Below are 24,929 nucleotides of genomic sequence, written 5' to 3' on the forward strand. Positions count from 1 at the left end.
ATTATCCGATTCCTTTTCCTCTTTCCGAAAGATAAAACAGGGACGGAATGTAAATCAAAGTGACGAGAAGTTCCAAACTTAAGCCGCCCACGATGACGGTAGCGAGCGGTCTTTGTATATCCGAGCCGATTCCGCTTGCGATCGTCGCGGGAATCAAACCCAAAAGCGCGAGAAGAATGGTCATGATTCTCGGTCTGAGTTGGATCACCGCGGCTTCGAGAACGGAGGTTTTCAGATCCTTTACGCCTCGTTTTTCAATTACATGCAATAATCTTGATATAAAAAGAACCCCGGTCATCGTCGATATTCCGAAGAGAGAAATAAAACCCACACCCGCAGAAACGGAAAAGTTCATTCCTCGTAAAAGAAGGGCCAACAATCCGCCGCTGATCGAAATCGGAATCCCGGACATCGCCAAAAGAACCATACGGGGACTTCGGAACATCGTATAGAGTATTATAAAAATTGCAAGTAGAGTCAACGGGATCACGAATCGAAGACGTAAAACCGCTCTATGAAGATTTTCAAACTGACCTCCCCAGTGAATGTCGATTCCTTCTGGGATTTTTATCTTTTCGGCGACCTTGTCCTTCGCCTCCGCGACAAAACTTCCCTGATCCCTTCCTCTTACGTTAGTTCTCACGGAAATTTGTCTTTTACCGTCCTGTCTTTGGATGATGGTGGGACCGTCTTTGAATTCTATCTTTGCAAGTTCTGCGAGAGGAATTCTCGCACCTCCGGGTCCGGTGACGAGTAACGTATGCACCGAGTCGATCGAAGAACGAAAGTCGTTCGTATATCGTACGATGATTTCGAATCTTTTCGAACCGTCGTAAAGAATTCCGACTTCCTTACCTCCGATCGCGGCTTCCATCGTATCCAAAATTTCGGACGCGTTGATTCCGTATCTCGCGGATTGTTTGCGATCGATTTCGATCGTGAGTTGAGCTTGATCTCCTTCCTGTTCGATTCCGGATTCGGTTGCGCCCGGAATTTCGGAAACGACGGAAAGAATTTCTTTCCCTAAACTTCTCAGAGTGTTTAAGTCTTCTCCGTTGATGAGAATGGCGAGATCGGAAACGCTACCCGTAACCGCTTCGGTGACGTTGTCCAAAATCGGTTGTGAAAAAAGAAAACTCGCGCCGGGAAGAATTTCCTGAAGATCCTTTTTGATCTTGTGAAGAAGTTCCGCTTTAGAAATTTTTTCTTTCCAATTCGAATAATCCTTTAAGCTGATCAGAATTTCCAAACGGTTCGGGCCGTACGGATCGGTTCCTTCGTCGTTTCTTCCGAGTTGAGTAAGCACCGAAGAAACCTGTTCGTGTTTCAAAATCGAGCTCCTGAGAATCGGAACGTATTTTTCCGACGTTCTCAAAGAAACGCCGACGGGAAGAAAACAACGGATATTGATCGAACCTTCGTCCAATTCCGGAAGAAACTCGGTTCCTAATTTAAAAAAGGAAAATCCTCCGATCCCTAAAATTAGAATCAAAGCGGAAGCCGCGACCCGTTTCGGATTCATCAATCGTTCGGTCAGAAACAGGGAATAAAAATCGCGAATTCGAAGAAAGATCGGATTCTGCCATTCCAAAGAATCGTTTCCCTTACTTTCCAACTTCGTTCTATAAAGATAAGTCATCAAAACCGGAATTAAGGTCAACGCGATGAGCATACTTCCAAGGATCGCATACGCGAGCGTAAACGCCATAGGGGAGAATAGTTTTCCCTCGATTCTTTGAAAGGTGAAAATCGGTAAATATGCAAGAATGATAATGGAGATGGAAAAGAAAATTTCCGTCCCGACTTCCTTTGTAGAATCGATCGTAAGGGTTTCGATCTCGCGATACGAAAGACCGGAATTCTTTTTTTCCTTCGCTTCCTTATATCTTCGCGAAATATTGTCCACGATCACGACCGCACCGTCCACGATGATTCCGAAATCGATCGCCCCCAAGGATAGTAGGTTCGCCGGTATGTTCGTGATTTTCATCATAGAAAACGCGAACAAAAGGGAAAGAGGAATGGTGCAAGCGACGACTAACGCGGATCGTACACTTCCTATAAAAAAGATCAAAACGAGAACGACGATGCTCACTCCTTCGAATAGGGTTCTTGAGATCGTTCTTACCGTATAGTTTACGAGATCGCTTCTGTCATAGGTCGCCGTCAAACGAATTCCTTCCGGTAAATAGTTTCGATTGATCTCTTCGATTTTTTTCTTAACGCGGGTCACGACCTCGGACGCGTTTTCTCCTCTTCGCATCGCGATTAAACCCTGAACACCCGATTCCCTCAGTTTGATTTTTGAAGAATCCGGATCTCGGATCGCATAACTGAAAATTCCGTCGGGTCGTTTCGGATATTCTTCGACGGAAGCGAGATTGCCGATGTAAATCGGAGTTCCACCCGACGACGTGACCACCGTGTTTCGGATGTCGTCCGCGTTTTGAATCGCACCTAACCCGCGTACGGCGAAACTCTGATCCCCTCTTGTAAGGGTATGACCTCCGGTATTTCTGTTATTCGAAGAGACCGCTTCTATGACGTCCTGTAGAGAAAGATTGTAACGATAGATCCGATTGGGGGAAGTGATGATATGATATTGTTTGACCAGACCTCCGAAGTTGATCACGTCCGCAACACCGCCTACTTGACGTAAGGCGGGAACCACAACCCAGTCTTGGATCGTTCTTAGGTCCATGCCGGTCCATTCCTCCCCGGCCTCGATCGTATAACGAAACACTTCTCCCACGGGACCGGTAAGAGGGGCCAAAGAAAGATCGGCTTCTTCGGGAAGATCCGCGTCTCTGATTTTTTCCAAGACGAGTTGTCTTGCGGTAAAGTCGCTGACCCCGTCTTCGAAGATCATCTGCAAAACGCTCAAACCGAAGATCGTTTTGGATCTTCTCGTTAATACGTAAGGAACCGTGTTGAGTTCTCTTTCCAGAGGAAGAGTGACCTGTCTTTCCACTTCAAGCGCGGCCTTACCCGACAACAAGGCGATGACCGTAACCTGCGTGTCACCGACGTCGGGATAGGCTTCCTTTTTTAGCGTGGTCCAGGACCAGATTCCGATTCCAAGCACGCATAACGCTAGTAAAACTGTGGGGATTCTTTTTGTAAGGGAGAATTCTATCAGCCTGTCGATCATCGTTTAAAACCCGAAACTGATTCCTTTGAGGAGAATGGCCCCGTCGATCACGATCTCGTCGCCTTCGGATAAACCGTCCTTGACGATCGTTCTTTCGTCTCCGGAAGAACCCAATACGACTTGTTTTCTACGGAAGGAATGCTCGTCTTCCTTTAGAAAAACGTAATGTTTTTCATCCACGGTAACGATCGCCTGGTTCGGAATCGCAAGCACCGAGGAACGGGGATCTCCGAAATCCACTCTTGCGAACATACCGGGAAGAATTCTTTCCTTCGTGTTTTTTAAAGTGACTCGAACCTTTACCGCTCTTAAAACGGGATCGATCACTTCTCCCACCGCTTCCGCTTTACCAAGAAATATCTTTCCGGGAAAGGATGAGAATTGAATCTTCACCTCTTCTCCGTTTTCCACTTCGCTGAGTTGCGATTCGGGAACGTCGCAGATGATCCAATATGAAGAGCCCGAACCGGAAACGGCATCAAGCTCCTTCGGATTAAAACCGATCGTTCTCAATTTGGATTCGGCTTCCGCGGATTCAGCCTTGGCAACCGCGAAGTTGGATTCCGCTTCGGTAACGTCCCTTCTTGTTGCGGCTTGGTTGACATACATATCTTTGATTCTCGCCAAATCCTTATAACCCTTCGAGGCGACTGCGCGTGTGCGTTTGTATTCGGAATAAAGATGAGTCGTTTCTCCGGAATCGAAGAGAATCAATCGTTCTCCCGAGTTGACCGAAGTGTTGATGCTTGCGATCACTCTTGCGGAAGCGATTACGGAGAACGCGGCGTTTCCCTTTCCGATCTTTTGATACACAAGACGCGCAAGTCCGGGATGTTCTTTCGGAAATTCGATTCTGGCTCCGGCTTCCGTCACGCGAGGACTTCTCGCCTTTTCCAACTTCCAGTGCTCCTGCGCTTTTCGGGAAGTGTTCCAGTTTTGAAGAAAGATCGCAAGGGTAAGAAGCAAAACGGAACCCATCAAAACGATTCTCGGGCGTTTTTGATAAAAGGAGACGAAGGAATGGAATAGATTCTTAAAAATCATTTACCGATCTCCAATATGGTTCCGCCTAACGTGTAGTTTACCGATTCCGTACTTTCTATCCGATCCGATTGAAGACGGATCATTTTCAAAAAGCTGTCGCTGTAAGCCTCGAAAAAATCCGCAAATTCCAAAATCGTTAAATACTTCTTTCTATAATTCTCAACCATTAAACCCGCCAAATTCTGATAATCCTTCGTAAAGGATTCCTTATATTCCGAAAGTAGTCTTTCCTTCTCCTTCGCTCTGCCCACCGCGGAAAGAACTTCGGCTCTGATCTTGATTCTTTTTTCCTCATACTTCGTCTTTTTAGCCGCGAGAACCAATTCGGATTCTCTAATATTCCCCTGATTGCGGTCGAAGGTGGGGATCGCCATAGAAACAGTTACTCCGTAGTAGTTGTTGATGTAGTTTCCCGCGCGATCCCAATTGCCTCCGAGTTTTAGATCCGGAACGGCGAGAGATCTTTGTAACGCAAGATTCGTTTGTTCCGCTTTGATGCCGAATTCCAAGGCTTTTAGGTCCGGTCTTTTTTCATAAGCGATGGAAAGGAGTTCCTGAGCGCTTTTGGCAAGAATCGGATTTCGTTTTTCTTCGGGACCGACGGTCTCGATCTCGAATACCACGTCCGAATACTCGGGTTCGTTGAGTAACAGTTTTAGAATATTCTCTTTTTCTATTATACCGGTTACGATCTCGGAGCGGTCCGTTTCCAAACGGAAAAGAATGGACTTGAGACGCAATACCTCGGAGAGAAGAATGTCCCGATTTTTATAAACCGCTTCCGAACTTTGAATCGTCTTGCGGATCGATCGGATGTTTTCATCGAAAAATTCCAAGGACTTTTTAAGATAGAATAGTTTATAGAACGTAACCCTGAGTTCCAATTTCAAAGTTCGCAGAAGATCGTAAAAGTCCTGTTCTCCCGTGTTCGCGTTCCACTGAGCGAGTCGAATTCGTTTATCGCGTTTTCCCGCTAATACGAAAAGTTGTTCGATCTGAATCGCGGTCTGACCGTTTTTGGAAGCGTCCAGATATTGTCCCGTGTTTTGATTGTATGCGTTTTGATCCACGGAAACGACCGGGTTGTCCCAAAGACGGGTTTGTATGATCTCCGCCTTCGACGCTTCCACTTCGAGACGTTTTGCGAGAAGCGAAAGATTGTTTCTTAGAAAAGTTTCCTCCGCTTTTTTCAAATCGATTCTAACCCGTACGGGAGAATCGGATTCTTCCTTAACGATCGGATCGCCGAAAAAAGCCAAAGGGCTTTCGTTTCCTTGGGAAAAAATCTCGAACGTAAAAAAGAATAACATAATAAACTGAAGAATACGAATAAAAACGACGCGTTGTGTCGATGCGCACATAATCGGCTCCGAAATAACTTTTTGAAAGAGAGCAGATTCTATCAAAAAAGAAGAAGTCTGCGAGTCATAAATTTCAGGAAATCGGAGGCGGAAGGTTGATTAGAAAATGTGAAAGTCTGAAGTCGGAACCGGTCTCAAGAGTTGAATCGGTGGACTCGTTTTTAAATTCGGATTGGATCGGAAGATATTCCGCTTTCGCTGTCTCGGATTCTACGGAATCCTCAAGCCAAAAGGGAGAAGTTTCGTTTTCTTCCCCTTCGAAAGAACGGGAGGGAAGTTTGCTTTTGCCAGCTTGAACCGCTCCGAGTTTCGCCGAAACACCGGAGTATTCCGCGTTTTCGCAATCGGTAAACGTGAACGAAAGAAGATATAAAAAGAAAACCGGCAACAAGAAGCGCGCACAATTGCGTATCCATCCGGTTTGTTTCATACGGAACGATTTCAATAGAACGACGGATTTTGAAAAGAACTTTGTTGTTTGTCTCGATTCTAAAGTTGAAAGAAGCTTTAGTCGGTTCGAAGGTTAATGAGTTGATGTCTTTCTAACGTAAAAAAGCGTGGAGTTATGGCTTGGATCTATCTCATCATCGCTTCCGCATTCGAGATCGGATTTACGACTTGTCTGAAGTTGTCCGATAACTTTTCTAAACCGACATGGACCGGCGGATTCGTCGTTTCTGCTGTACTCAGTTTGGTTTTTTTGAATAAAGCGATTCAAACGATTCCTATGGGAACCGGTTACGCGATCTGGACCGGTTTAGGTGCGGTGGGAACCGTTCTTGTGGGAATCTTTTTTCACGGAGAACCGATCGATTTTTGGAGAGGATTTTTTCTTTCCACTTTGATTTTGTCCGTCTTAGGTCTTAAATTTCTGGTTTCCGAATAAGGCCGATCGAAACAACCGGGTACCGACGGATCGGCTTCGATCAAAACGATCCGTCTTCGGTTCGATTTAAGAAATTAGAATATTCTAATTTTTATATATTCTTTTTTGAACGTAAACTTCGGATTTCTTCCGTGTTTTCCCTCTTATACTTCCTTTTAAATTCCTTCATTGTCAATGGAAATCGATCGTCGGATTCGGGCTTCATTCTCCCTTTTTGGAAACAAATTTTTGACATATTTGATTAGAGAGAACGTTTCAAAAGAATAAGTCTTAGTGTATAGTCCGTTTCGATAAGAATCGTTTGTAAAATTAGCTTCGTTTCTTAATTCGTCCAAATAGAGAGAAAATTCTTCCCGTTCCGTTTAGAATGATTTCAAACTCATCTAATCCGAACGGTTTATCGCCGAGGTTCAGGAGTTATGTTGGAAATGCTGGAGAAGGAAGAGACGAATCGATCGGAAATGGACAAGGTAAAACGAGAATATCTCTACAGACAAATCACGAAACAATTTCCCAACGGAGGAGTCGCCGTTTTTGATCGCAATCTTCGTTATATCATCTTCGAAGGAAGAGGTCTTACTCTGATCGATCTGACCTCGGAGTTCGTTCAAGGCAAAACGATGCGGGAAGTTTTTCCGAAAGATATCTGCGATCTGAGCGAACCTCTATATCACGCGGCTCTCGAAGGAAGATCGACTACGATCGAAATTCCTTATATGGGAAGAATTTTCAAACTGGAACACGCGCCGATCGAAAGTGAAAACGGACAAATCGATTACGGGCTCGTGATGGCCCAAGATATCACCGCGCGCAAAAAAGCGGAAGACGCTTTGAAGGATTCCGAGTTGGATCTAAGAGCGTTGTTCTCCGCGATGACCGACATCATTCTCGTCATGGACGCGGGAGGAAGATATTTAAAGATCGCTCCCACAAAGGCAAAATTCTTAACCGCACCTCCTACGGAACTTCTCGGCAATCGAGTTCGGGATTTTTTCGCTTCGGATAAGGCCGACCTTGCGGAAAACACGATTCGCAAAACGTTACAAACGGGCAAAACACAAAACATAGAATACGATTTGGAAGTTCACGGAGAAGTTCTTTGGTTTGAAGCGAGCGTTTCTTATCGTTCCGAAAATACGGTCTACTGGGTTGCAAGAAACATAACGCAGTTTAAGCGGATCGAAAACGCGGAGAAAAAAAGTCAGAAACATCTCAGAGATATCATAGACGGTCTTCTTCCGAACATGTTCGTGGGTTTGATTCAACCGGACGGAGTTTTGATCGAAGTCAACAAGGCGCCTTTGACCGTAGCCAATCTACGATTCGAAGACGTATTGGGAAAACCTTTCGATGAAACGTATTGGTGGTCCTATTCCGATCGAAGCAAAGAACGTCTTAGAGAATCCATACAAAGAGCTTGTATGGGAGAAACTCTTCGATACGACACCGAGATCCGAATTGCAGGGGGAGAATTTGTCGTAATCGATTTTGCAATACAACCCATGCGGGACGAATCCGGAGCCGTAAAATTCTTGATCGCATCCGGAACCGTGATCACGGAAAGAAAAAACGCCGAAGCCGCGCTTCAGGAATCACAACAAAAATACAGAGAACTCGTGGAGAACATCAACGACGTCATCTTTTCCGCGAGTGTACTCTGCAACGTGACGTATATCAGTCCGATCATTCATTCGCTTACCGGGTATTCTTCGGATTCGATCACGGGAAACAGTTTCAAGGATATGATTCTGGAGGAAGACCGGGAATTCTCAAGAAGGCTCATCTCATCCGCGCTCTCGGGAAACCGGGACATGTGCGAATGCAGAATGAAACTCAAGGACGGCGGTTCGGTTTGGGTTCAGATTTCGGTACGACCTATATTCAGAGACGGTAATATTGCCGGATTCGCGGGTGTGATCATGGACATCACGAAACGCAGACAGCTCGAACAACGATTGTTCCGAAGTCAAAAACTGGAAAGTTTGGGGACTCTCGCCGGAGGTATCGCGCACGACTTCAACAATCTTTTGGGAATCATGTCCTGTCATCTTTCCATTCTTCAGGACGAAGGTTCGGACGTTCATAAACTCGCCAAAAGTAAGGAAGCCATCTCCAAAACGATCAAACGAGGAGCGGATCTGGTAGGACAGTTGCTTACGATCGCAAGAAAAGGCGACATGACCTTGGAGCCGGTGCATTTGAATTCCGTAATATTCGAAGTTGTGCATCTGATGGACGAAACATTTCCCAAGTTGATCGAAGTCGATTTGACTATGAACTGCGATCTTCCTCAGGTCTTGGCGGATCATTCTCAGATTCATCAAGTACTTTTGAATCTTTGTGTGAACGCGAGAGACGCGATGGAACCGGGCGGAGGAAAGATCACGATCGGAACCAAAACCGTCAAAGGCGAAGAGATACGTGGAAAACACGAAAAGGCGGAAGCCGCGGTTTACTTGGAACTGAGCGTAAGCGATACCGGTATCGGAATGGATTCTTTTACCAAGGCGAGAATTTTCGAACCATTCTTTACGACGAAGGAATCCGGAAGAGGAACCGGGCTCGGTCTTGCGACGACATACGGAATCGTGGAACGACATCGTGGATTTATCGAAGTGGATACCGAGCTTGGAATCGGGACCACGTTCAAAATTTTTCTGCCCGCACAAACACAAACTCGCGAAGCGGAACCCAAAGAAACAAAGGAAGAATCGGTTTCTAAAATTTCCACTCAGGGATCGGGAACGATTCTACTCGTGGAAGACGAAGATATGTTGCGAGAAGTTTTAACTTCCATTCTCGAGAAGGAAGGATACAAGGTCCTGGTCGCTATGAACGGATTGGACGCGGTCGAAATTTATAGAACTCATTGGAATCGAATCGATCTTGTTCTTTCCGACGTAGGACTTCCCGGAATCGAAGGGGATAGAATGTATTACGAGATGAAACGGATTCATCCGGAGGTCCGTGCGATTCTCGCGAGCGGTTTTATAGAACCCGGAAAGAAGTCCGAGTTATTAAAGGCCGGAGTCGTAGACGTATTACAAAAACCTTATTTAACCGTGGAGATTCTCAACAGAATCAAAACGGTGATTCATCCGGGAACTTGGAGCGTTTGACATAACTCAAAAAGACCGGGCGCACGTTCGATTGTTTGCCCGGTCAGGTTTAAGGAAACCGAATCTAAATCTTAAATCCTCAACGATTGGCTACGTCGAACGAGGAAGTATCTTCGTAAAAACGATATTCTAAAATTTTACCGTCCTTAACGATACATTTCAAAGCCCAGTCGCTTTCATACGTTTTGCCCGTGGATTTCAATTCGTGTTTGAAACGTCCGTTTGCAAACACCACTTCCTTGTTTCCGATCACGTTCTCGACCACGAACTCTTTCGTGTTGAACGTTTTTCCCAGGTTGGAAACGAATTCTTCCGCTCCTTTTTTACCGGTATAAGATCCGTAGAGTTCTCCGGATTTTCTGGAAGCCTTTCTCACCGCAGTGATCGATGCGTTCTCGTGAAAACTGCCGATCACACCGGGAAGATCGCCTTTTCCGAAGGCCGAAAAGAAACCGTTCACCACGTTGACGGGTGTGTTCGATTTTTTTTCGGCGCTCAGAGCGAACGCAAAGATGCCGGAAAGGATCAGGGTCGATATCGCTGTGCGCATTATGATTCTCCTTGAATTATTTACGATACTGGTAGTTTCGTATATTCGATACCAGCAGTATCGTAAATGTCTTGACCGTCAAGAGTTTTTTTGAGAAAAGAAAATATGCCCGCAAAAAAGAAATCCCGCAAAAAAGAGGAAAATTCTCCCGTAAGGGGAAGACCTCGGACCCAGGATTACGAAGAATCCATCCTGAAGGCCACTTTCGAACTTTTGGCTTCGAAGGGATTTTACGGTTTTTCCATAGACGATATTGTGGAAAAAACCGGGGTCGCAAGAACCACGATCTACAGAAGATGGCCGAGTAAGGCGACCTTGGCGATGAACACCATTCTCACCTTAATCAGTCCTTATTTGGATTTTCCGGAAGGACTTTCTTTAGAGGAAGGAATGATCAAACAAATGAAAGGTTTGGCCGGGGTCTTTCAAGGAGATTACGGAAAGGTAATATCTTCCGTGATCGGAGCCGCGCAAGACGACGCCGAATTGGCAAAGGCGATCAAGGACGATTATCTAAGACCTAGAAGAAAGATCGCGGTGGAATACATCAAACAAGGAAAACACACCGGAGAATTTCCGGATGTCAGCGACTCGGAAGTGGAAGGGTTTATCGATCTTTTATACGGTGGATTGTATTTCCGACTTCTTTTAAAACACAAAAAGCCGGGTTTGGACGGTTTGGAATCCTGGATTCGCCAAGTGTTTCAAACGATTCGGTCCGACTAGTATATTGTAAATTTTTGTATTATAAAACCAGAATATAATAAAAGCCGCTTTTAGGAAGCGGCCTTTTGAAGTTTGAGGCGTTTACGGATTTCCTTGCCTCGTCTTTGATTGACTTCCAAAACCTGAAGAAGAGTGTCGATGGGGAACACGGTTCCTTGGAACATTCTTCTCATCGTTCTTTCGGACATATCATACCAACGCGCTTTAGAGGAAACGAGAAGTTCTCCCGTTTTGGAAAGATGAATCGTCGCTTTGGTGTAAAGTCTTCTTCTACGAACCATCGTAACCCAACAACGAACTTCCACTTCCTCGTTGAGAGGAACCGCTTTGTGATAACGCATATAAAGCTGGTCGGTCATCACAAAATGTCCGAGATGAAAACAAAGAACTCCTTGAGCCTCGTCGAGAAGAGTCGCAAGAACCCCGCCGTGCGCGTAACCCGGAGCGCCTTCGAATGCCTTTTCGATTTTAAACGGAAATCGAACCTCTCCGCTTTCTTCGTGAAACGGAAAACTTGCGTGGATCCCTTTTGAATTTTCGGGTCCACAACCGAAACAATTCTTATGATGCCAATCTTGGCCGTTCTGGCTGGCTTTGATCTCCCGGTAGATAGTCTCTGGTTCCATGTGTTCCTCCGGAAGGAGTTTTATCGATCGAATCGTTCGATTTTACATCGAGGACGATTCTTCTTCCATGAAAAAACCCGAGGTTCTGGATTCAAGTGCTAAACCCGGAAAAATTCTCGGGTTAAAACGCGTTTTTACGATCGTAATTTTTTAAAATTCGAGGAGGCGAACGTAAATTCCCGTTCAAATCACCTTGACTGAGACAAGATCGATCTTAATCTACGTTGCGTCTTGTTATGGAGAATCGAAAATGAAAGCCGCAGTTTTAGAATCCGGTAAAAAAATTTTAGACATTAGGGATGTTCCCGTTCCGTCTCTCGGACCCGATCAGGTAAAAGTAAAAATCAAAGCCTGCGGAATCTGCGGCTCCGATGTTCATCTCGTCGTTCACGGAACGCTCAAGTGTAAACATTTTCCGAGAGTTCCCGGTCATGAATCTTCCGGTATTGTCGAAGAGATCGGTGAAAAAGTAAGTCGTTTTAAAAAAGGGGATCGTGTCGTGATCGCGGCCGGAACTTCCTGCGGAGTATGTAATTACTGTAAGGCGGGTCACGAAAATCTTTGTAAGGATCTCGGCGTTTTCGGATTCGATCGGGACGGAAGTTTCGCCGAATACAACGTCGTCGAAGAACGTTATTTGTATTCTCTGCCGGAAGCGATTCCTTTTGATCAGGGAGCGATTCTTGCCGATGCGGTTTCCACACCGTATCACGCGATTCGTTATCGTGGGAATATCAAGGACGGAGATACGGTTGCGATCTTCGGTTGTGGCGGACTTGGAATCCACGCGGTTGCTGTCGCGAGGGCTTTGACGAGCGGGAAGGTGATTGCGCTCGACGTAGACAAAGGTCCGCTGGAGAATGCGGCGAAATACGGAGCCGATGAGATTATCAATTTGAAAGAGGTTCGAAATCCCGGAAAGGCTTTGAAGGAAGTTTCAAACGGAGTGGATCTTCTCGCGGATTTTTCGGGTTATATGTCCAACGTGGAAGAATCTCTTCGCGCCATGAATCCGGGAGGAAGAATCGTTCTTGTCGGAATCGGAAGACAACCGTTGAAGTTTCAGATTCCTTTTATATTGATCGAAAAGATGATTTCCGTTTCCGGTTCGTACGGTTCCGATCGAAGAGCCATTCCGGAGTTGATCGATCTTTATCTTAAGGGAAAGATCAATCTTACGAATTCCATCACTTCGCATCATTCATTAGAAGAATTGAATGAATGTCTCGAGGCTCTCGACGAAAGAAAGGGAAATCCGATCCGGTTTATCATAGAACCTTGAGTTCGAATTTCGTAAAAAAGAAGAATCGAAAGCTAAAAGGATGCGACACGGTTTCACGCGATCGTTGTCTTCGTTTGGCGTGAGAATCTGTCGTCTCGCGCGAAACGCACGCATCCGATTTTGTTAAGCGAATTCTTCCACAAGAGCCTTTCCGATTTCGGTAGCTTCGGGAACCGGAAGAAGTTTGCCCGTTTTGACGTCGTAAACGTAACCGTAGATCGGAATATTCTTCGGTACAAGAGGATGATTCCGGATCCGTTTCACGTCGTCGACCACGCTTGAAAATTCATTCTCAAAAGTGAGCCAATTCACGAACTCCGCTTCCTTGGAACCCGGACCTTTGCCGATATCCTTCCAACCCGCTTCGCCAACGGTTGCGGTTTCCAGACTGTTCGCCAAAAGGCGACGAATGATCACGTCCGTAAAAAGCGCCATCCCACAATCGGTATGATGGATCACGAACCATTCTTTCGTGCCGAGTAGTTTATAAGAAATTACTAATGAACGAATCGCGTCGTCGGAAGCCCGGCCACCGGCGTTTCGGATAACGTGCGCGTCTCCTTCCGAAAGACCGGCGTATTTTGCCGGATCCAATCTTGCGTCCATACAGGTTAGAATCGCGAACCTTCTTCCGGGCGGAAGAGCCAATTTTCCCTTTTCACCAAATTCGTTGGAATACTGCTCGTTGGCAGATTCTACTTCTCGAACCAATTCAGACATTTTCAGGCCTCCAGTTTTTGAGATTGTTCGTTATAGTAGATTTTAATATGTTATAATAAAAATTAGTCAAATAAAAAGGAAAAAGTTTTGAGATATTAAGAAGAATTTAGATTCTTATCTTGGAATTTTGAATCATCGATTGTGCGAATGTGGGAACTCCTTCTTTTTCAGAACCGAACAGAGCGCACGTTGTTATTTTCCTGTAGCGATCGTTATAAAATATCTTGCAATTTAAAAATCAGGAATTAGGTTTGGGGGAATACTTCAGTAATATATATCGATTGTTATATAAAGGTGGTTGGTTTGAAAGCTCAGGTTCAAAGATTGATTCTTCGGGGTGCGATCGTATTCTCCATTCTTCTTGTTTTTCCGGTTTTAGGCGCGTTGTCGCTCAAGGACATCCCTCCTTCCATCGGACCGGACGGAAGAGAAATCTCAAAACAATTCCTCGGTTTTTTGAGAGGAGTCGCGAAGAAGGTTCAATACGACGGAAAAGCATTAGAATTTCATAAATATATAGAAGCATCTCTCGAAAAGTTCGAACTGAAAAAACTCTATCATTCCGAGTTCTTGCAAAAGGAAGAGGACGGAACTCATTGGGTTTCGTATAAGGGAAAATTCTCCTCCGAAGGTTATAAAATCAGTCTCGAAGAAAAAAGAATGAAAACGATCGCAGTTCCTTCCTTCGGGGATTTCAGCGCGGAATTCGATCTCAAACACAATCCAAAACCTCTTTACAGCGGAACTTCTTATTCCGGAAATTTGGATTTAGTCACTCATCTCGGACCGTTTACGCACAAACACGCGGTGATGGCGATGGAATCCTCTTTGAAGTTTTTGGATCCGCATAACGTGAAACAAATCGAAGCTCCGAATTCGATGATCTTTAAAAAGATCAACAACCCCGAAGCGCGAAAGGTTTTGAACGATCTTTCCAAGTCGTTTCCCGATCTCGGTAAATTCTTAAATTATTATTTCGGATTGGATTCTCTTTTGGTTCTTTCGGAAGAAAAAGAGGGTAAGGGAGAATCCGCGGTCACACGATTCAACTTTAAAGGATCGATTTCCAGAAATCTTGCGGACGACTACGAAGAGTTAGGCGATTACCTCGATACGATCAAATATTTGGGTTGGGTGAATATCAAGATCGAAAATCAAAAGGGAAAAACTCTCGCTGAGATTCGTTTAAACTCGAAAACCCCGGATATTTCGTTTAAGTTTTTGACCGCACACGGAAAAATTCTTCCCTATGATTCTAAAAATCATTTTCCGGAAGACGCGATTTCGATTCCTTCCTTGAATCATTTTCCGTTTCAGGTTCGTGTTTCTCTCGAAGCGAACCTCTACGGTCTTTTATTAGAGAATCCTGAAATTCTTCTTTCGGGCGTTTTTGTAAATCATCCCGATAACGGTTCTCTTTCGTTTAAGATTCAGAAAATCGAGAAGTTCGACGTTTCCGGCGGTTTTTCGTATGTGATTCCGACCTGGGCGATCAATCTTGTGATTCCCGGAAATCTCGAATCGATCATTCATGAATTCACCGAAACGCTCGTTCATGCGAACGGGGACAAAGGAACCAAGGTCGCGCTTACTTGGAGCCGAGACGCGGGCAAAACCTTGCTGAAAACTCACGTGGAATCGGAGTTTCTGGACAATTTCTTCATTCGTTTCGGATTAAAAATCTGGAATCATAAGGTTCTTCCTTCAGAAGAAGCCAGAGACGATATTCGCAAAGTTTTTATCCGTATGATGGATTTGATCATTAAGGATATTTAAAATTAAAATACGAAATCCCTTATTTTATTCGAGGTAAGCTGACCGTTCTTGGAAGTAAAGTAAATAGAATGAATTACTAATACTTCAAATAAGGATCTGTCTCTTGAAAAAATCTATTCTAGCGTTGTTGCTCTTTTCTTCGATTTTCATTTCTTGCGATGATGAAAAGAAAAAGCAGGACGACAACGTAACGCTTCTTCTTTTACAACAATTGTCCACTCTCTGTCCTTCAAGTATCACTATGATTTCCAGCAATACTACGATCAATGCGCAGGTTGGCAGTGCGATTCCTTCTATAGGAATTCATTTTACTTCCCCATCCGCGAGTGAAACGCAATTGTTAGCGAATAAGAATTGTAAGTTCGATAATTTTACTCTTACGTCTACTTTACCTGCCGGTCTTAGTTTTAATTCTTCCACCGGGAATGTGACCGGAACGCCCACCGCTCAGGGTGGTCCTACTGCGATTACTTTTACGGCGTCCGTAACCGCAAACGGCGGAGCGCCGGTAACCGTTACTGGAGCGAAATCGATTAAAGTGCTCGCGGCCGGTGTGCTCACATGTAGCTCGGTTGGATTCGCGGGCGGCTGTACTACGAAACCTTATTCCTGTACGAATTCATCCTTCTGTTATAGTACTATGTCCGGATGTCTTTCCGCTTCCGAATGCGGGTATTAATTTTTCTTAGAAGTTTTGTCCGTGCTACTCTCAGAAAAGATATAAACGTTAAACACCCTTTTAAAGGAAAATAGAAATGAAGGAATTCAATCAGGTTAGTTGCCCAAATACATTCACAGGAGGTTCGTTCGGATTTTTTAAGATTTCTAGAAGTTTAGTTTTAGGTCTTTTGATTTTAACGATCGCAGTTTCCTGTAAGCCGAAAGAAACAGACGAGGAAAAGTCAGATAAACTTTTTCAGAATCTTATCTTCGCGACCGTTCTCTTAAATCCATGTAACGGAGCGAATCGTTTCAGCGTAAGTCCGACCGGCTTCACCGTTCCTGCGGGTCAGAGTATGACGATTTGTGCGGATCAAAACGGAACACCAACTTTGACTTTTACACAAGCGGGTAGTTATAAACTGACTGCAATCAACGGAACTCAAACACATAGTTCCAGCAAATGTAATTCGAACTATTCCGATTTCTCGCTTACCGTGAAAGATCCGGGTAGTACATTGATTCTGACCAGCTCTACGACGGGAGCGTCTTTGGATATCAACGCGACTGCGAACAGTCAATATACGCTTACGGTGAGCGGGATCGCTTCCTCTTCCCCTTATACATGCCAAGGTTTGAGAGCGTCCATTTCCACAACGGCGGCTCGTCTGACGGTAACGCCTAACTGATTTTTCTAATTTAGAAAAAGAAGATATTTGGATCAGAAAATCCGCACGATCGAAAGGCCGTGCGGATTTTTTTTATATTAGAGACCTGTAATGGTCCCGCAGGTAGTCACTAAATTCTTGGAACTCGGATACGATTGATCCGAAGTCGCCGCACTTAATGCGAGATTGATCTTGCTCTTGATCAGATTCGAAGTCGCGCAGTTTCCGCTGTTGCTTGTACACTTAACGTTCCCCGGTTTCACTCCCGTGGAAAGAGTTGTGAGCCAAGTAACGAAGTTGGTTCCACCGGAATTCACACCGTACATGTCTTCCGAAGTGGTGATCGTATGAACGTCCCCCGGAGCGATGTAATACGAATAATTCGTTGTTCCTCCCGAGATTCCGTTCATAGAAGTGACCGCTTGTTGTGTCCAACCGCAACTCGAACCGTCCGTGGAAGCGGGGGTTCCATCGGGAACCGAACTACCGTCCGTATCTCCGAATAAAGAAGAATAAGTTTTGGAAGAATCATAAGGGTCCGTCGTTTTCGAATCCGTATAAGTCGGAGCCGCGTTGATGGTGGTCATTACCTTATAAAAGAATCTTTGGTTCCCGTCGAATGTCGCCGTATATTGTCCGGTCTTATCTCCGGAAGCCGTGTAGTATGTGGAAACCTTCGTAAAGAAATCCTGAATCGAAGGTGTACCCGTTGTGAGATAGTTGCCTGCGATCCCGGTCACCCAAGTCGGAAGATTCGGATCGGCTCCCCATTGAGTGCTCAAAAGGTTGAAGAAACCGTTCGGTACCACACCGTTAGACGCATCGGAAAGCATGTTGATCTTTACGGAAGCGTTCAATCCTTTCACAGTTTCTCTTACGATCGGATAGTTCAAGAGCGCACCGTAACCGCCCGCACTTTGCCCCGTTACGAAAACGGTTTCCACTCCGGTATATTCGGATTGTATATACTTCAAAGTTGCAAGAACGTTATCGTATCCTCTGTGTTTCACCACAGTCGCGGTTCCCGTATTCGGGTTTGTGTACGTTGTATCCTTGGAACCGATATGAAGATCTCCCGTACAATACGGAATAAAAACCACGTCGTAATCCTTGAATGGATTGGAAGCGTTCTTTTCGTTCATCACACCTTGGAACGCGACCTTGACGAATAGATCCGGAACGGAATTGAGCTGATTGAAATATGTGGTCGTGCTCGATCCGAAACAGTTGTAGGCGCTCCAACAAGCGCCGCCACCCATAAAGTTGATGAGAAGTTTTTTATTCGAAGCGCTCACCTTCTTTCTGTAAATGGAGAATGTAGTATTACCGTCCGCTCCCGTACATGCCGGAGAATAAGCCCGGTTCGTATAACTCGCGCCCGCAACCGTGATCGTTCCCGCGGAAGGGGTGATCTTTTCGTAGGGATTGTATAAAAAGTCCGCCACAACCAAACCGAGGATTGTTTTGTCGGTATCGTCTTCGTTTTTTTTACAATCCGCAGACGATAAAACAAGACAAGCCGCCATGAAGTATATTGCCCATCGTTTCATCTTTTTTGAACTCCTCACTCTTCGTTTCTCTTTTGAACTCGCCAATTATAGGATTTCATGGAATGAAAGTCAACCGATACCGCGGAAATCGAAGATCCGGAGGAATGAACTTCAGGAACTCCCGTTTCCGCCCTCCCAATTTAGATTGAAAACGGGTCGGATTTGATTTGAGAATCCCTTCCTGTGTAGGAACCTGGACAAAATCCGGTCTTCGCCGGTATTTTTTGCGAAAATTGAGGAGGCCTTTTGGAACCTTTAGAGGATTTGTCGGGAATTGATGAGAATCCAATCATTCCATTGGACTCTATTTTACCACCGGAGTTGTTTTTAATTCCGATCAAGTCTCGACCCGTATTTCCGGGGATCATCACACCCTTGATCGTTCCGAGCGGTAAATTCGCGAAGGCAGTGGAAGAATCCATAAAAGGAAATTCTTTTCTGGGACTCGTACTTTTAAAGGACGAGGAGAATGAAAAGGAAACCTCCGAAAACGTCTATCAATACGGCGTAGTCGCAAAGATATTAAAAAAAGTGAATCTACCCGACGGCGCGGTGAACATTCTCATCAACACCGTTAGACGTTTTAAAATCGGATCGTATGTAAACATCGATCCGTTGATCGCAAAGGTTTCTTATCCGGAAGAGGAACCGGGCGCGCCTAAGAATACGATCAAGGCGATGATGAGAACTCTTCTCGTCATGACTCGCGAACTAGCGCAGAACAATCCGTTGTTTACCGAAGAGATGAAACTCACGATGCTCAACGTAAACGAACCCGGAAAGATGGCGGATTTTGTTTGTTCCATTCTCAACTTGGAAAAGGAAGAATACCAATCCGTAATCGAATCCAACGTATTGAAGGAAAGAATCGAAAAGGTTCTTCTTTTTCTCAAAAAAGAAATCGAACTCGTATCCATACAAAGAGAAATCTCCGATCAGATCCAAGACAAGATCGACAAACAACAAAGACAATTTTTTCTTCGGGAACAACTCAAGGCGATTCAAAACGAACTCGGAATCAAGGACGATAAGTTCGAAAAGAAATACGAGAAATTTTTGGAACGTTTGAAATCGATCGGAGCCGATCCGGAAGTCATCGAAGAAGTAACGAGAGAATTGGATAAATTCTCTTACGCCGATCCGAACACCGGGGATTATAACGTTATCCGAAATTACTTGGACATCCTCGAGTCGCTTCCCTGGGAACCCGCGGTTCACAGAGAGATCGATCTTGAAAAGGCCAAAAGAACCTTGGACCGCGATCACTATAAACTCGAGGACGTAAAGGATAGAATTTTAGAATTCCTCGCGGTCAAAAAACTGAAAAGCGACGAGAAAGGAACGATCCTTCTTTTAGTCGGACCTCCCGGAGTGGGAAAAACTTCCATCGCAAAGTCCATCGCGGAAGCGATGGGAAGAAAGTTTTTTAGATTCTCCGTCGGAGGAATGAGGGACGAGGCAGAGATCAAAGGACATAGAAGAACATACATCGGTTCCATGCCCGGAAAGATCATCTCCGCACTTCGCATAACAAAAGAAAGGGACTGCGTCATCCTTCTCGACGAGATCGACAAACTCGCGGTGGGAATCCAAGGAGATCCTGCTTCGGCATTGCTCGAAGTTTTGGACCCGGAACAGAATAAAAATTTCAGGGATCATTATCTGGATCTTCCATTCGATATTTCGAATGTGTTTTTTATCGCGACCGCGAATACGCTCGATTCCATCTCGAGAATTCTTTTGGATAGAATGGAGATCATCAATCTTTCCGGTTATATTACGGATGAGAAGGTTCAGATCTTTCAGAAATATCTTTGGAAAAAAGTTTTAAATAAGAATGGAGTCGCTCCGTACGGAATCGACTTCGATAAAAAGGCCGTGGTTGCGCTCATCGATTCTTATTCGAGAGAATCGGGCGTTCGTGGTCTTGAAAAAGTCACGGATAAGCTCGTACGTAAGATCGCGATGAAGATCGTAAAGAAGGAACCGTTTCCAAAGATCGTAAAGGATACGGATTTGGAAACTTTCCTAGGCGTTCCGAAGTTTACCGATGAAAGAATGGTCCGGGCTTCCGTTCCCGGAACCGCGCTCGGTCTTGCTTGGACATCCGTCGGAGGGGCGACCCTTCTCATCGAAGCGCTTTTCGTAAAAGGAAAGGGCGGGATTCTTCTTACGGGAATGATCGGAAAGACGATGGAAGAATCGTCCAGCATCGCGTTGAGTTATATTAAAAATTTCTTAAGTAATGACGAATTGTTTTCGGAAAGAATGGTTCACTTGCACGTTCCGGACGGCGCAACTCCCAAGGACGGACCTTCCGCGGGAATTACGATGGCGACCGCGATTCTTTCCCTCGCTTTGAGCGTGAAAATCAAAGCGGGTTACGGAATGACCGGTGAAATCACGTTAACCGGAGAGGTTCTTGCGATCGGCGGTTTACGTGAGAAGATCGTCGCGGCAAAACGAGTCGGAATTCATAAGATCATCTACCCGAAGGACAATCTTCAACACCTGGAAGAGATTCCGGATTACGTCAAAAAGGGAATGTCCTTTTTTCCGGTAAGTCGTTACGAGGAAGTCGCCGCGTTGATGTTCGACGAGAAGATTCTTCTGAAGGCAAATCCTTCCTTTCGCGAAAAGTTGAAGGCGCTTGAAGTTCCCGTAAAGAAGACCGCTTCGAAAAAAAAGCCGGTTAAGCCCGTCGCCAAAAAGAAAACGTCTCCTTCCAAGAAGAAGGCCGCGAAAAAAAGAAAGAAGTAGTATTTTAGAATATTCTTAAATATAAATTTAAAAAAATATAGGAGAGCCAAATGGGCGTTCCATTTATCGATATCAAAAGGTTTGAACCGGGACTACTGGAAGAATGGGAAGAGAAGGTTAAGATTCTCAGCAAGAACGCGAGTTTTATCGGCGGGGAAGAAGTTTCCCTATTGGAAAAAAATCTAGCGGCGCAAGCCGATGCAAAGTATGCGGTCGCTTGTGCGAACGGAACGGACGCACTTCAATTGGCGTTACGCGCATTGGGCGTGGGTAAGGGCGACGCGGTTCTTCTTCCCGATTCCACTTTCTGGGCTACGTTTGAAGCTGTGGTTAACGTAGGCGCGGATCCTTATACGATCGATACGAATCCGGACGATCTCCAGATGGATTTCGCGGAATTCGAAAAGGCCGTGGACAAAGTGAAACCGAAGGCCGCGATGATCGTTCATCTTTACGGTTGGGGTTCTTCCCGTTTGGAAGATTTCCGCAAACTCTGCAAGTCGAAAGGAATTCCGTTGCTGGAAGACGGAGCTCAGTGTTACGGAGTGAAATACAAAGGCGCTTCGATTTACAAGGACGCTTTGATCACTACCACTTCTTTTTATCCCGCAAAAGTTTTAGGCGGCGCCGGAGACGGCGGAGCGGTTTTTACGAACGACGAAGAACTCGCGAACAAGGTAAGAATGCTTTCCAATCACGGAAGAATTTCTCATTACGCATACGGCGACGTGGGTTGGAACTCGAGGCTCGATACTTTGCAAGCCGCGTTTCTCAACATCAACCTGAAACATCTCGATGCGAGAATCGTTTCTCGCAGAAAAGCCGCACAAAAATATTATGAAATACTCCCAAACCTCGGCATTCAAGTGATTCAACCGCCTAAGGACTACGAGGAAAACGGATATTGCAACGTGACTCTTTCCACTCCGGAAGAACGTCCTTTGATTCAGGATGTTCTGAAGGAAAAAGGAATCGGTTTCGGTAATATTTATCCAGGCGCGATGAGCGATCAACCCGGAGCAAAACCTTATATCAAGGGAAAATTCGGGGATAAACATACGACGGGGAGAATCTGCGCGTCCGTGCTCAACTATCCTTTGTTTCCTTATATGAAAGACGAAGAGTTGGAGGAAGTTTTCTCCGCGATCCGCGCTTACAATTCCAAGAAAAAATAATTTAAACCGAACGGTGTGGAAATTCTTTCACACCGTTTTATTATATAACTTTTTTCTTGTTCTTTTATTCCCTCGGTCTAAAATGAAACAGGGGGATCTGAATATGACTGACATAGATATAGGAATATCCGAAAAAAATAGAGAGTCCATCAACACAGGGTTGCAAAAACTTTTAGCAGACACGTACATTCTTTACTTTAAGACTCATAGTTATCACTGGAACGTGACGGGTCCGCTGTTCAACACTTTGCATCTGATGTTCCAAACACAATACAACGAGCTTTGGCTTTCCATAGATCTGATCGCGGAAAGAATCCGTTCCTTGGGTTTTTATGCGCCCAGCTCTTCCCATCATTTGGGCAAGCTCACTTCGATTCACGAAGAAGGCGGAGTTCCGGTCGCAGAGGACATGATCCGTCATTTAGTGAGCGGACATGAAACCGTGATCAAAACGGCTCGCACGCTTCTTCCCGTAGCGGACGAAGGTGGTGACGAAGTGACTTTGGATTTGCTTACGCAGAGACTGGAAATTCACGAAAAAACCGCGTGGATGCTCCGTAGTATGCTCGTTGTCGAAAAAAGTACCTGAAATTTAAACCGAATTCGTTTATCAAACGGGTGTTTTCTCGCAAGGGGATTCACCCGTTTTCTTTAAAACACATATTCAAAATCGGTAAAATCATTTTTTATTATCCGCTTATGCAATAATTTCTTGAAATAAGCTCGAAATCGGCTTCACTCTTCCTCCTTCAAGGATCGTAAAGCCGTGATACGAACAATATACAATCTTTCCCTTCTTAAAAAACTTTCTCTCGTCATTCTTCCCACTCTGATTCCACTGCTTCTCGCGAGTTTTTTCTTTTTAAAAGAATTTATAGATAAGAGCGATTTTACGAAGAAGGAAGTGTTGGGGATCGATTTCTTTTTCGGCGCGATCGATCTCTATTCCAAATTCGTGGATCGCCGTAAGGATTTCTTTTATGTGATGAAGGGAAAAACCCCCGCTTCGGTTTTGAAAAAAAGCAATCAGGACGTGGAGGATAAACTCGCACATCTTGAAACCTTGGAGAAAGAAATAGGATTTATGAAAGATTCTCCGGTGTTTCTCGCTTCGATGCGTAAGGAATGGAATAAACTTCCGAAAACGCCGGACTCTTCTCTAAGTGTGGAAGGAGTCATTCAAGCGCACGAGCCGTTCTTTCGGTTGTTGATGGATTATCAGGACTACGTCGCCCAGGACTCCAATCTGATCCTCGATTCTTATCCCGAAACTTTTTACGTTTTGTCCGTTAATATATTATACATTCCGAATATAATCAGCGACCTCGCCCTGATTCGCGGGACCGGTTATCAACTACTTGAAAAACCGAACCCGGATTTTCTTTCCAAGGAAGCGATTCAGATTTCCAACAAGATTCATCATATCGAAAGCAATCAAAAGGAAGTGACCGCGCTTTTACAAAGATCGGTGGCGCAAAACGGACCGATCAAAGAGAAGTTTGAAAAAAGAATCGGGGACTTGGACAAACACGTTAAGGAGAATTTGGATCGTTGTAAAAAAACGTTCTCGGGTCAATCTTCGGAAACTCCGGACATATTCTTAAAACGAATGTTGGCGTTTGTCGAAGAATACAAAACTCTGGAACGCGACCTACTTGCTACTTCGCAGGTTCTTCTCAATGAAAGACTCAAAGCCGATCGTTTGAGAATCGTAACCGCGATTTCCGGTCTTTTGATTCTTCTTTCCGTAACCGGAATATTCTGTTTTATTGTGATTCGTTCCATCATAGATCCGGTTCATAAGATCACGCTCGGATTGAAACAGGCAATGGGCGAACGGGATTTGACGATTCAAATCGACGCGGTTTACAAAAACGAAATCGGGGAGATAACGGTCACCGCAAACGAATTCTTAAAATATCTTTCCGATCTTTTTCAAACCCTTTCGAAGATGGCGCATAACTCGAATCAAATCGTAAACCAACTAACGGAGTCTATACGAAATCTCAATCAATCCGCGCAGTCCCAAGCGGCCGGAACGGAAGAATCTTCAGCGGCCTTGGAAGAGATCGCGGCTTCTTTACAAAACGTTCTTCAATCCGTCGAAGGGGAAGCGAGAGACGCTCAGGATTTGAAGGTGAGATCGGGCGAGTTGAAAACTTCCATGGGTCAAGCCGGTGAAAAATTAGTAAGTTTAAGCGATTCGGTTCGTAAGACGGCGACGGCCGCGGTGGAAGGAAAGGAAACGATTCTACAAGCGACGAAGGCTATCGACGAGATTCGAGAGATGGCGAAACAAATCAACTCGATCACAACGTTGATCACCGGAATATCGGATCAAACAAATTTGCTTTCGTTAAACGCGGCGATCGAAGCCGCGCGCGCCGGAGAAGCCGGACGAGGTTTTGCGGTGGTCGCCGAGGAAATTTCCAAGTTGGCGGATCGTTCCGTCACAAGCGTAAGAAACATTGAACGTCTTGTCTCCAACACACACGAAGCCGTGACTAAAGGATCGAATGACGTAAACACAGTCGTCACCTTTCTTTTGGAGTTGATAGAAAATACGAATCGATATCAACAAGAGGTAGTCGATCTCGTGAACAACGTAAAAGAGAACACACAACGTGTGGATGGAATTACGGAAACCATCGGAAAGGTTTCGACCGAATCGCTTCAAATCGAAACAGCCACGAAGGAACAAAAACTTTCCACGGATCAAATCGCGGATACGATTCAGTTGATCACGACCGAATCCCAATCCATCGCTTCCAATTCGGACGAGGTTTCGAGAGTCGCGGAAAAAATTCAGCGTCAAGCAAACGAGCTCAATTCGATTCTTTCCCAGTTTAAGTTTTAAAACGGATTTTTCTTTACA

The 24,929-nt window shown here is 45.0% G+C and carries 20 protein-coding genes; 12 read left to right on the forward strand and 8 right to left on the reverse strand.

Annotated elements, in window-relative coordinates:
* Window position 1: 1 nt before the first annotated feature.
* The 4 genes from CH367_RS19180 to CH367_RS19195 all read right to left on the reverse strand — a co-directional run bounded on the left by CH367_RS19180 (window position 2) and on the right by CH367_RS19195 (window position 5,986).
* Window positions 2-3,151, reverse strand: coding sequence for an efflux RND transporter permease subunit (locus CH367_RS19180; RefSeq protein ID WP_100764113.1), 3,150 nt, complete (start codon window positions 3,149-3,151; stop codon window positions 2-4).
* 3 nt (window positions 3,152-3,154) lie between these two features.
* Window positions 3,155-4,195 (reverse strand): efflux RND transporter periplasmic adaptor subunit, encoded by a 1,041-nt coding sequence (locus CH367_RS19185; protein ID WP_100764114.1) that lies wholly within the window; start codon window positions 4,193-4,195, stop codon window positions 3,155-3,157.
* Entirely contained in the window at window positions 4,192-5,556 is a 1,365-nt protein-coding gene (locus tag CH367_RS19190; protein ID WP_100764115.1) for a TolC family protein, read from the reverse strand. The genes CH367_RS19185 and CH367_RS19190 overlap by 4 nt, the downstream gene beginning before the upstream one ends.
* Before the next feature lie 73 nt (window positions 5,557-5,629).
* Complete coding sequence (locus tag CH367_RS19195; protein WP_125226149.1) at window positions 5,630-5,986, reverse strand: hypothetical protein; 357 nt, start codon at window positions 5,984-5,986, stop codon at window positions 5,630-5,632.
* Window positions 5,987-6,121: 135 nt separating this feature from the next.
* Between CH367_RS19195 and CH367_RS19200 the strand changes: the two genes are divergently transcribed.
* Together CH367_RS19200 and CH367_RS19210 are read left to right on the forward strand one after the other, a co-directional pair.
* Entirely contained in the window at window positions 6,122-6,442 is a 321-nt protein-coding gene (locus tag CH367_RS19200) for a DMT family transporter (RefSeq protein WP_100764117.1), read from the forward strand.
* Window positions 6,443-6,870: 428 nt separating this feature from the next.
* Window positions 6,871-9,561: a PAS domain-containing hybrid sensor histidine kinase/response regulator gene (locus CH367_RS19210; protein ID WP_165783343.1), complete on the forward strand. Its 2,691-nt coding sequence runs from the start codon at window positions 6,871-6,873 to the stop codon at window positions 9,559-9,561.
* Window positions 9,562-9,640: 79 nt separating this feature from the next.
* Here the strand turns inward: CH367_RS19210 and CH367_RS19215 are convergent, their stop codons facing one another.
* Window positions 9,641-10,111: a nuclear transport factor 2 family protein gene (locus tag CH367_RS19215; RefSeq protein ID WP_100764120.1), complete on the reverse strand. Its 471-nt coding sequence runs from the start codon at window positions 10,109-10,111 to the stop codon at window positions 9,641-9,643.
* 105 nt (window positions 10,112-10,216) lie between these two features.
* Here CH367_RS19215 and CH367_RS19220 point away from each other — a divergent pair, with 105 nt between their 5' ends.
* Window positions 10,217-10,837, forward strand: coding sequence for a TetR/AcrR family transcriptional regulator (locus CH367_RS19220; RefSeq protein ID WP_100764121.1), 621 nt, complete (start codon window positions 10,217-10,219; stop codon window positions 10,835-10,837).
* 50 nt (window positions 10,838-10,887) lie between these two features.
* On the opposite strand, the gene CH367_RS19225 is transcribed toward CH367_RS19220, so the two are convergent.
* Window positions 10,888-11,463, reverse strand: a complete 576-nt coding sequence (locus tag CH367_RS19225; protein WP_100764122.1) for a PaaI family thioesterase — start codon at window positions 11,461-11,463, stop codon at window positions 10,888-10,890.
* On the opposite strand from CH367_RS19225, the gene CH367_RS20880 reads away from it, so the two are divergent.
* Window positions 11,462-11,617 (forward strand): hypothetical protein, encoded by a 156-nt coding sequence (locus CH367_RS20880; RefSeq protein WP_165783344.1) that lies wholly within the window; start codon window positions 11,462-11,464, stop codon window positions 11,615-11,617. The genes CH367_RS19225 and CH367_RS20880 overlap by 2 nt on opposite strands.
* Before the next feature lie 96 nt (window positions 11,618-11,713).
* Window positions 11,714-12,745 (forward strand): zinc-binding dehydrogenase, encoded by a 1,032-nt coding sequence (locus CH367_RS19230; protein ID WP_100764123.1) that lies wholly within the window; start codon window positions 11,714-11,716, stop codon window positions 12,743-12,745.
* Window positions 12,746-12,868: 123 nt separating this feature from the next.
* Here the strand turns inward: CH367_RS19230 and CH367_RS19235 are convergent, their stop codons facing one another.
* Entirely contained in the window at window positions 12,869-13,465 is a 597-nt protein-coding gene (locus tag CH367_RS19235; protein ID WP_100764124.1) for a beta-class carbonic anhydrase, read from the reverse strand.
* Window positions 13,466-13,759: 294 nt separating this feature from the next.
* On the opposite strand from CH367_RS19235, the gene CH367_RS19240 reads away from it, so the two are divergent.
* The 3 genes from CH367_RS19240 to CH367_RS19250 all read left to right on the forward strand — a co-directional run bounded on the left by CH367_RS19240 (window position 13,760) and on the right by CH367_RS19250 (window position 16,590).
* Window positions 13,760-15,241: a hypothetical protein gene (locus CH367_RS19240; protein WP_100764125.1), complete on the forward strand. Its 1,482-nt coding sequence runs from the start codon at window positions 13,760-13,762 to the stop codon at window positions 15,239-15,241.
* A 103-nt stretch (window positions 15,242-15,344) separates the two neighbouring features.
* Window positions 15,345-15,920, forward strand: coding sequence for an Ig domain-containing protein (locus CH367_RS19245; protein ID WP_100764126.1), 576 nt, complete (start codon window positions 15,345-15,347; stop codon window positions 15,918-15,920).
* Window positions 15,921-15,996: 76 nt separating this feature from the next.
* A complete protein-coding gene (locus CH367_RS19250; RefSeq protein WP_100764127.1) occupies window positions 15,997-16,590 on the forward strand; it encodes a hypothetical protein in 594 nt (197 codons plus the stop codon).
* 77 nt (window positions 16,591-16,667) lie between these two features.
* Here CH367_RS19250 and CH367_RS19255 read toward each other — a convergent pair whose 3' ends face one another.
* Complete coding sequence (locus tag CH367_RS19255) at window positions 16,668-18,119, reverse strand: pectin acetylesterase-family hydrolase (protein WP_100764128.1); 1,452 nt, start codon at window positions 18,117-18,119, stop codon at window positions 16,668-16,670.
* Window positions 18,120-18,365: 246 nt separating this feature from the next.
* Between CH367_RS19255 and lon the strand changes: the two genes are divergently transcribed.
* The 4 genes from lon (at window position 18,366) to CH367_RS19275 (ending at window position 24,911) form a co-directional block, all read left to right on the forward strand.
* Window positions 18,366-20,879 carry an endopeptidase La gene (lon, locus tag CH367_RS19260; RefSeq protein WP_100764129.1) on the forward strand — a complete coding sequence of 838 codons (2,514 nt, stop codon included), beginning with the start codon at window positions 18,366-18,368 and terminating at the stop codon, window positions 20,877-20,879.
* 50 nt (window positions 20,880-20,929) lie between these two features.
* Window positions 20,930-22,054: a DegT/DnrJ/EryC1/StrS aminotransferase family protein gene (locus tag CH367_RS19265; protein ID WP_100764130.1), complete on the forward strand. Its 1,125-nt coding sequence runs from the start codon at window positions 20,930-20,932 to the stop codon at window positions 22,052-22,054.
* A 103-nt stretch (window positions 22,055-22,157) separates the two neighbouring features.
* Window positions 22,158-22,643, forward strand: coding sequence for a Dps family protein (locus tag CH367_RS19270; protein ID WP_100764229.1), 486 nt, complete (start codon window positions 22,158-22,160; stop codon window positions 22,641-22,643).
* 177 nt (window positions 22,644-22,820) lie between these two features.
* Window positions 22,821-24,911, forward strand: coding sequence for a methyl-accepting chemotaxis protein (locus CH367_RS19275; RefSeq protein ID WP_100764131.1), 2,091 nt, complete (start codon window positions 22,821-22,823; stop codon window positions 24,909-24,911).
* Window positions 24,912-24,929: the final 18 nt, after the last annotated feature.

The sequence above is a fragment of the Leptospira barantonii genome, from assembly GCF_002811925.1.
GTDB lineage: Bacteria > Spirochaetota > Leptospiria > Leptospirales > Leptospiraceae > Leptospira > Leptospira barantonii.

Coding starts and splice junctions, on each gene's coding strand:
- CH367_RS19200 (WP_100764117.1), top strand. CDS start 6,122: ATGGCTTGGATCTATCTCATCATCGCTTCCGCATTCGAGATCGGATTT.
- CH367_RS19210 (WP_165783343.1), top strand. CDS start 6,871: ATGCTGGAGAAGGAAGAGACGAATCGATCGGAAATGGACAAGGTAAAA.
- CH367_RS19230 (WP_100764123.1), top strand. CDS start 11,714: ATGAAAGCCGCAGTTTTAGAATCCGGTAAAAAAATTTTAGACATTAGG.
- CH367_RS19190 (WP_100764115.1), bottom strand. CDS start 5,556: ATGTGCGCATCGACACAACGCGTCGTTTTTATTCGTATTCTTCAGTTT.
- CH367_RS19235 (WP_100764124.1), bottom strand. CDS start 13,465: ATGTCTGAATTGGTTCGAGAAGTAGAATCTGCCAACGAGCAGTATTCC.
- CH367_RS19225 (WP_100764122.1), bottom strand. CDS start 11,463: ATGGAACCAGAGACTATCTACCGGGAGATCAAAGCCAGCCAGAACGGC.
- CH367_RS19270 (WP_100764229.1), top strand. CDS start 22,158: ATGACTGACATAGATATAGGAATATCCGAAAAAAATAGAGAGTCCATC.
- CH367_RS19220 (WP_100764121.1), top strand. CDS start 10,217: ATGCCCGCAAAAAAGAAATCCCGCAAAAAAGAGGAAAATTCTCCCGTA.
- CH367_RS19265 (WP_100764130.1), top strand. CDS start 20,930: ATGGGCGTTCCATTTATCGATATCAAAAGGTTTGAACCGGGACTACTG.
- CH367_RS19255 (WP_100764128.1), bottom strand. CDS start 18,119: ATGAAACGATGGGCAATATACTTCATGGCGGCTTGTCTTGTTTTATCG.
- CH367_RS19250 (WP_100764127.1), top strand. CDS start 15,997: ATGAAGGAATTCAATCAGGTTAGTTGCCCAAATACATTCACAGGAGGT.
- CH367_RS19185 (WP_100764114.1), bottom strand. CDS start 4,195: ATGATTTTTAAGAATCTATTCCATTCCTTCGTCTCCTTTTATCAAAAA.
- CH367_RS20880 (WP_165783344.1), top strand. CDS start 11,462: ATGTGTTCCTCCGGAAGGAGTTTTATCGATCGAATCGTTCGATTTTAC.
- CH367_RS19215 (WP_100764120.1), bottom strand. CDS start 10,111: ATGCGCACAGCGATATCGACCCTGATCCTTTCCGGCATCTTTGCGTTC.
- CH367_RS19180 (WP_100764113.1), bottom strand. CDS start 3,151: ATGATCGACAGGCTGATAGAATTCTCCCTTACAAAAAGAATCCCCACA.
- CH367_RS19195 (WP_125226149.1), bottom strand. CDS start 5,986: ATGAAACAAACCGGATGGATACGCAATTGTGCGCGCTTCTTGTTGCCG.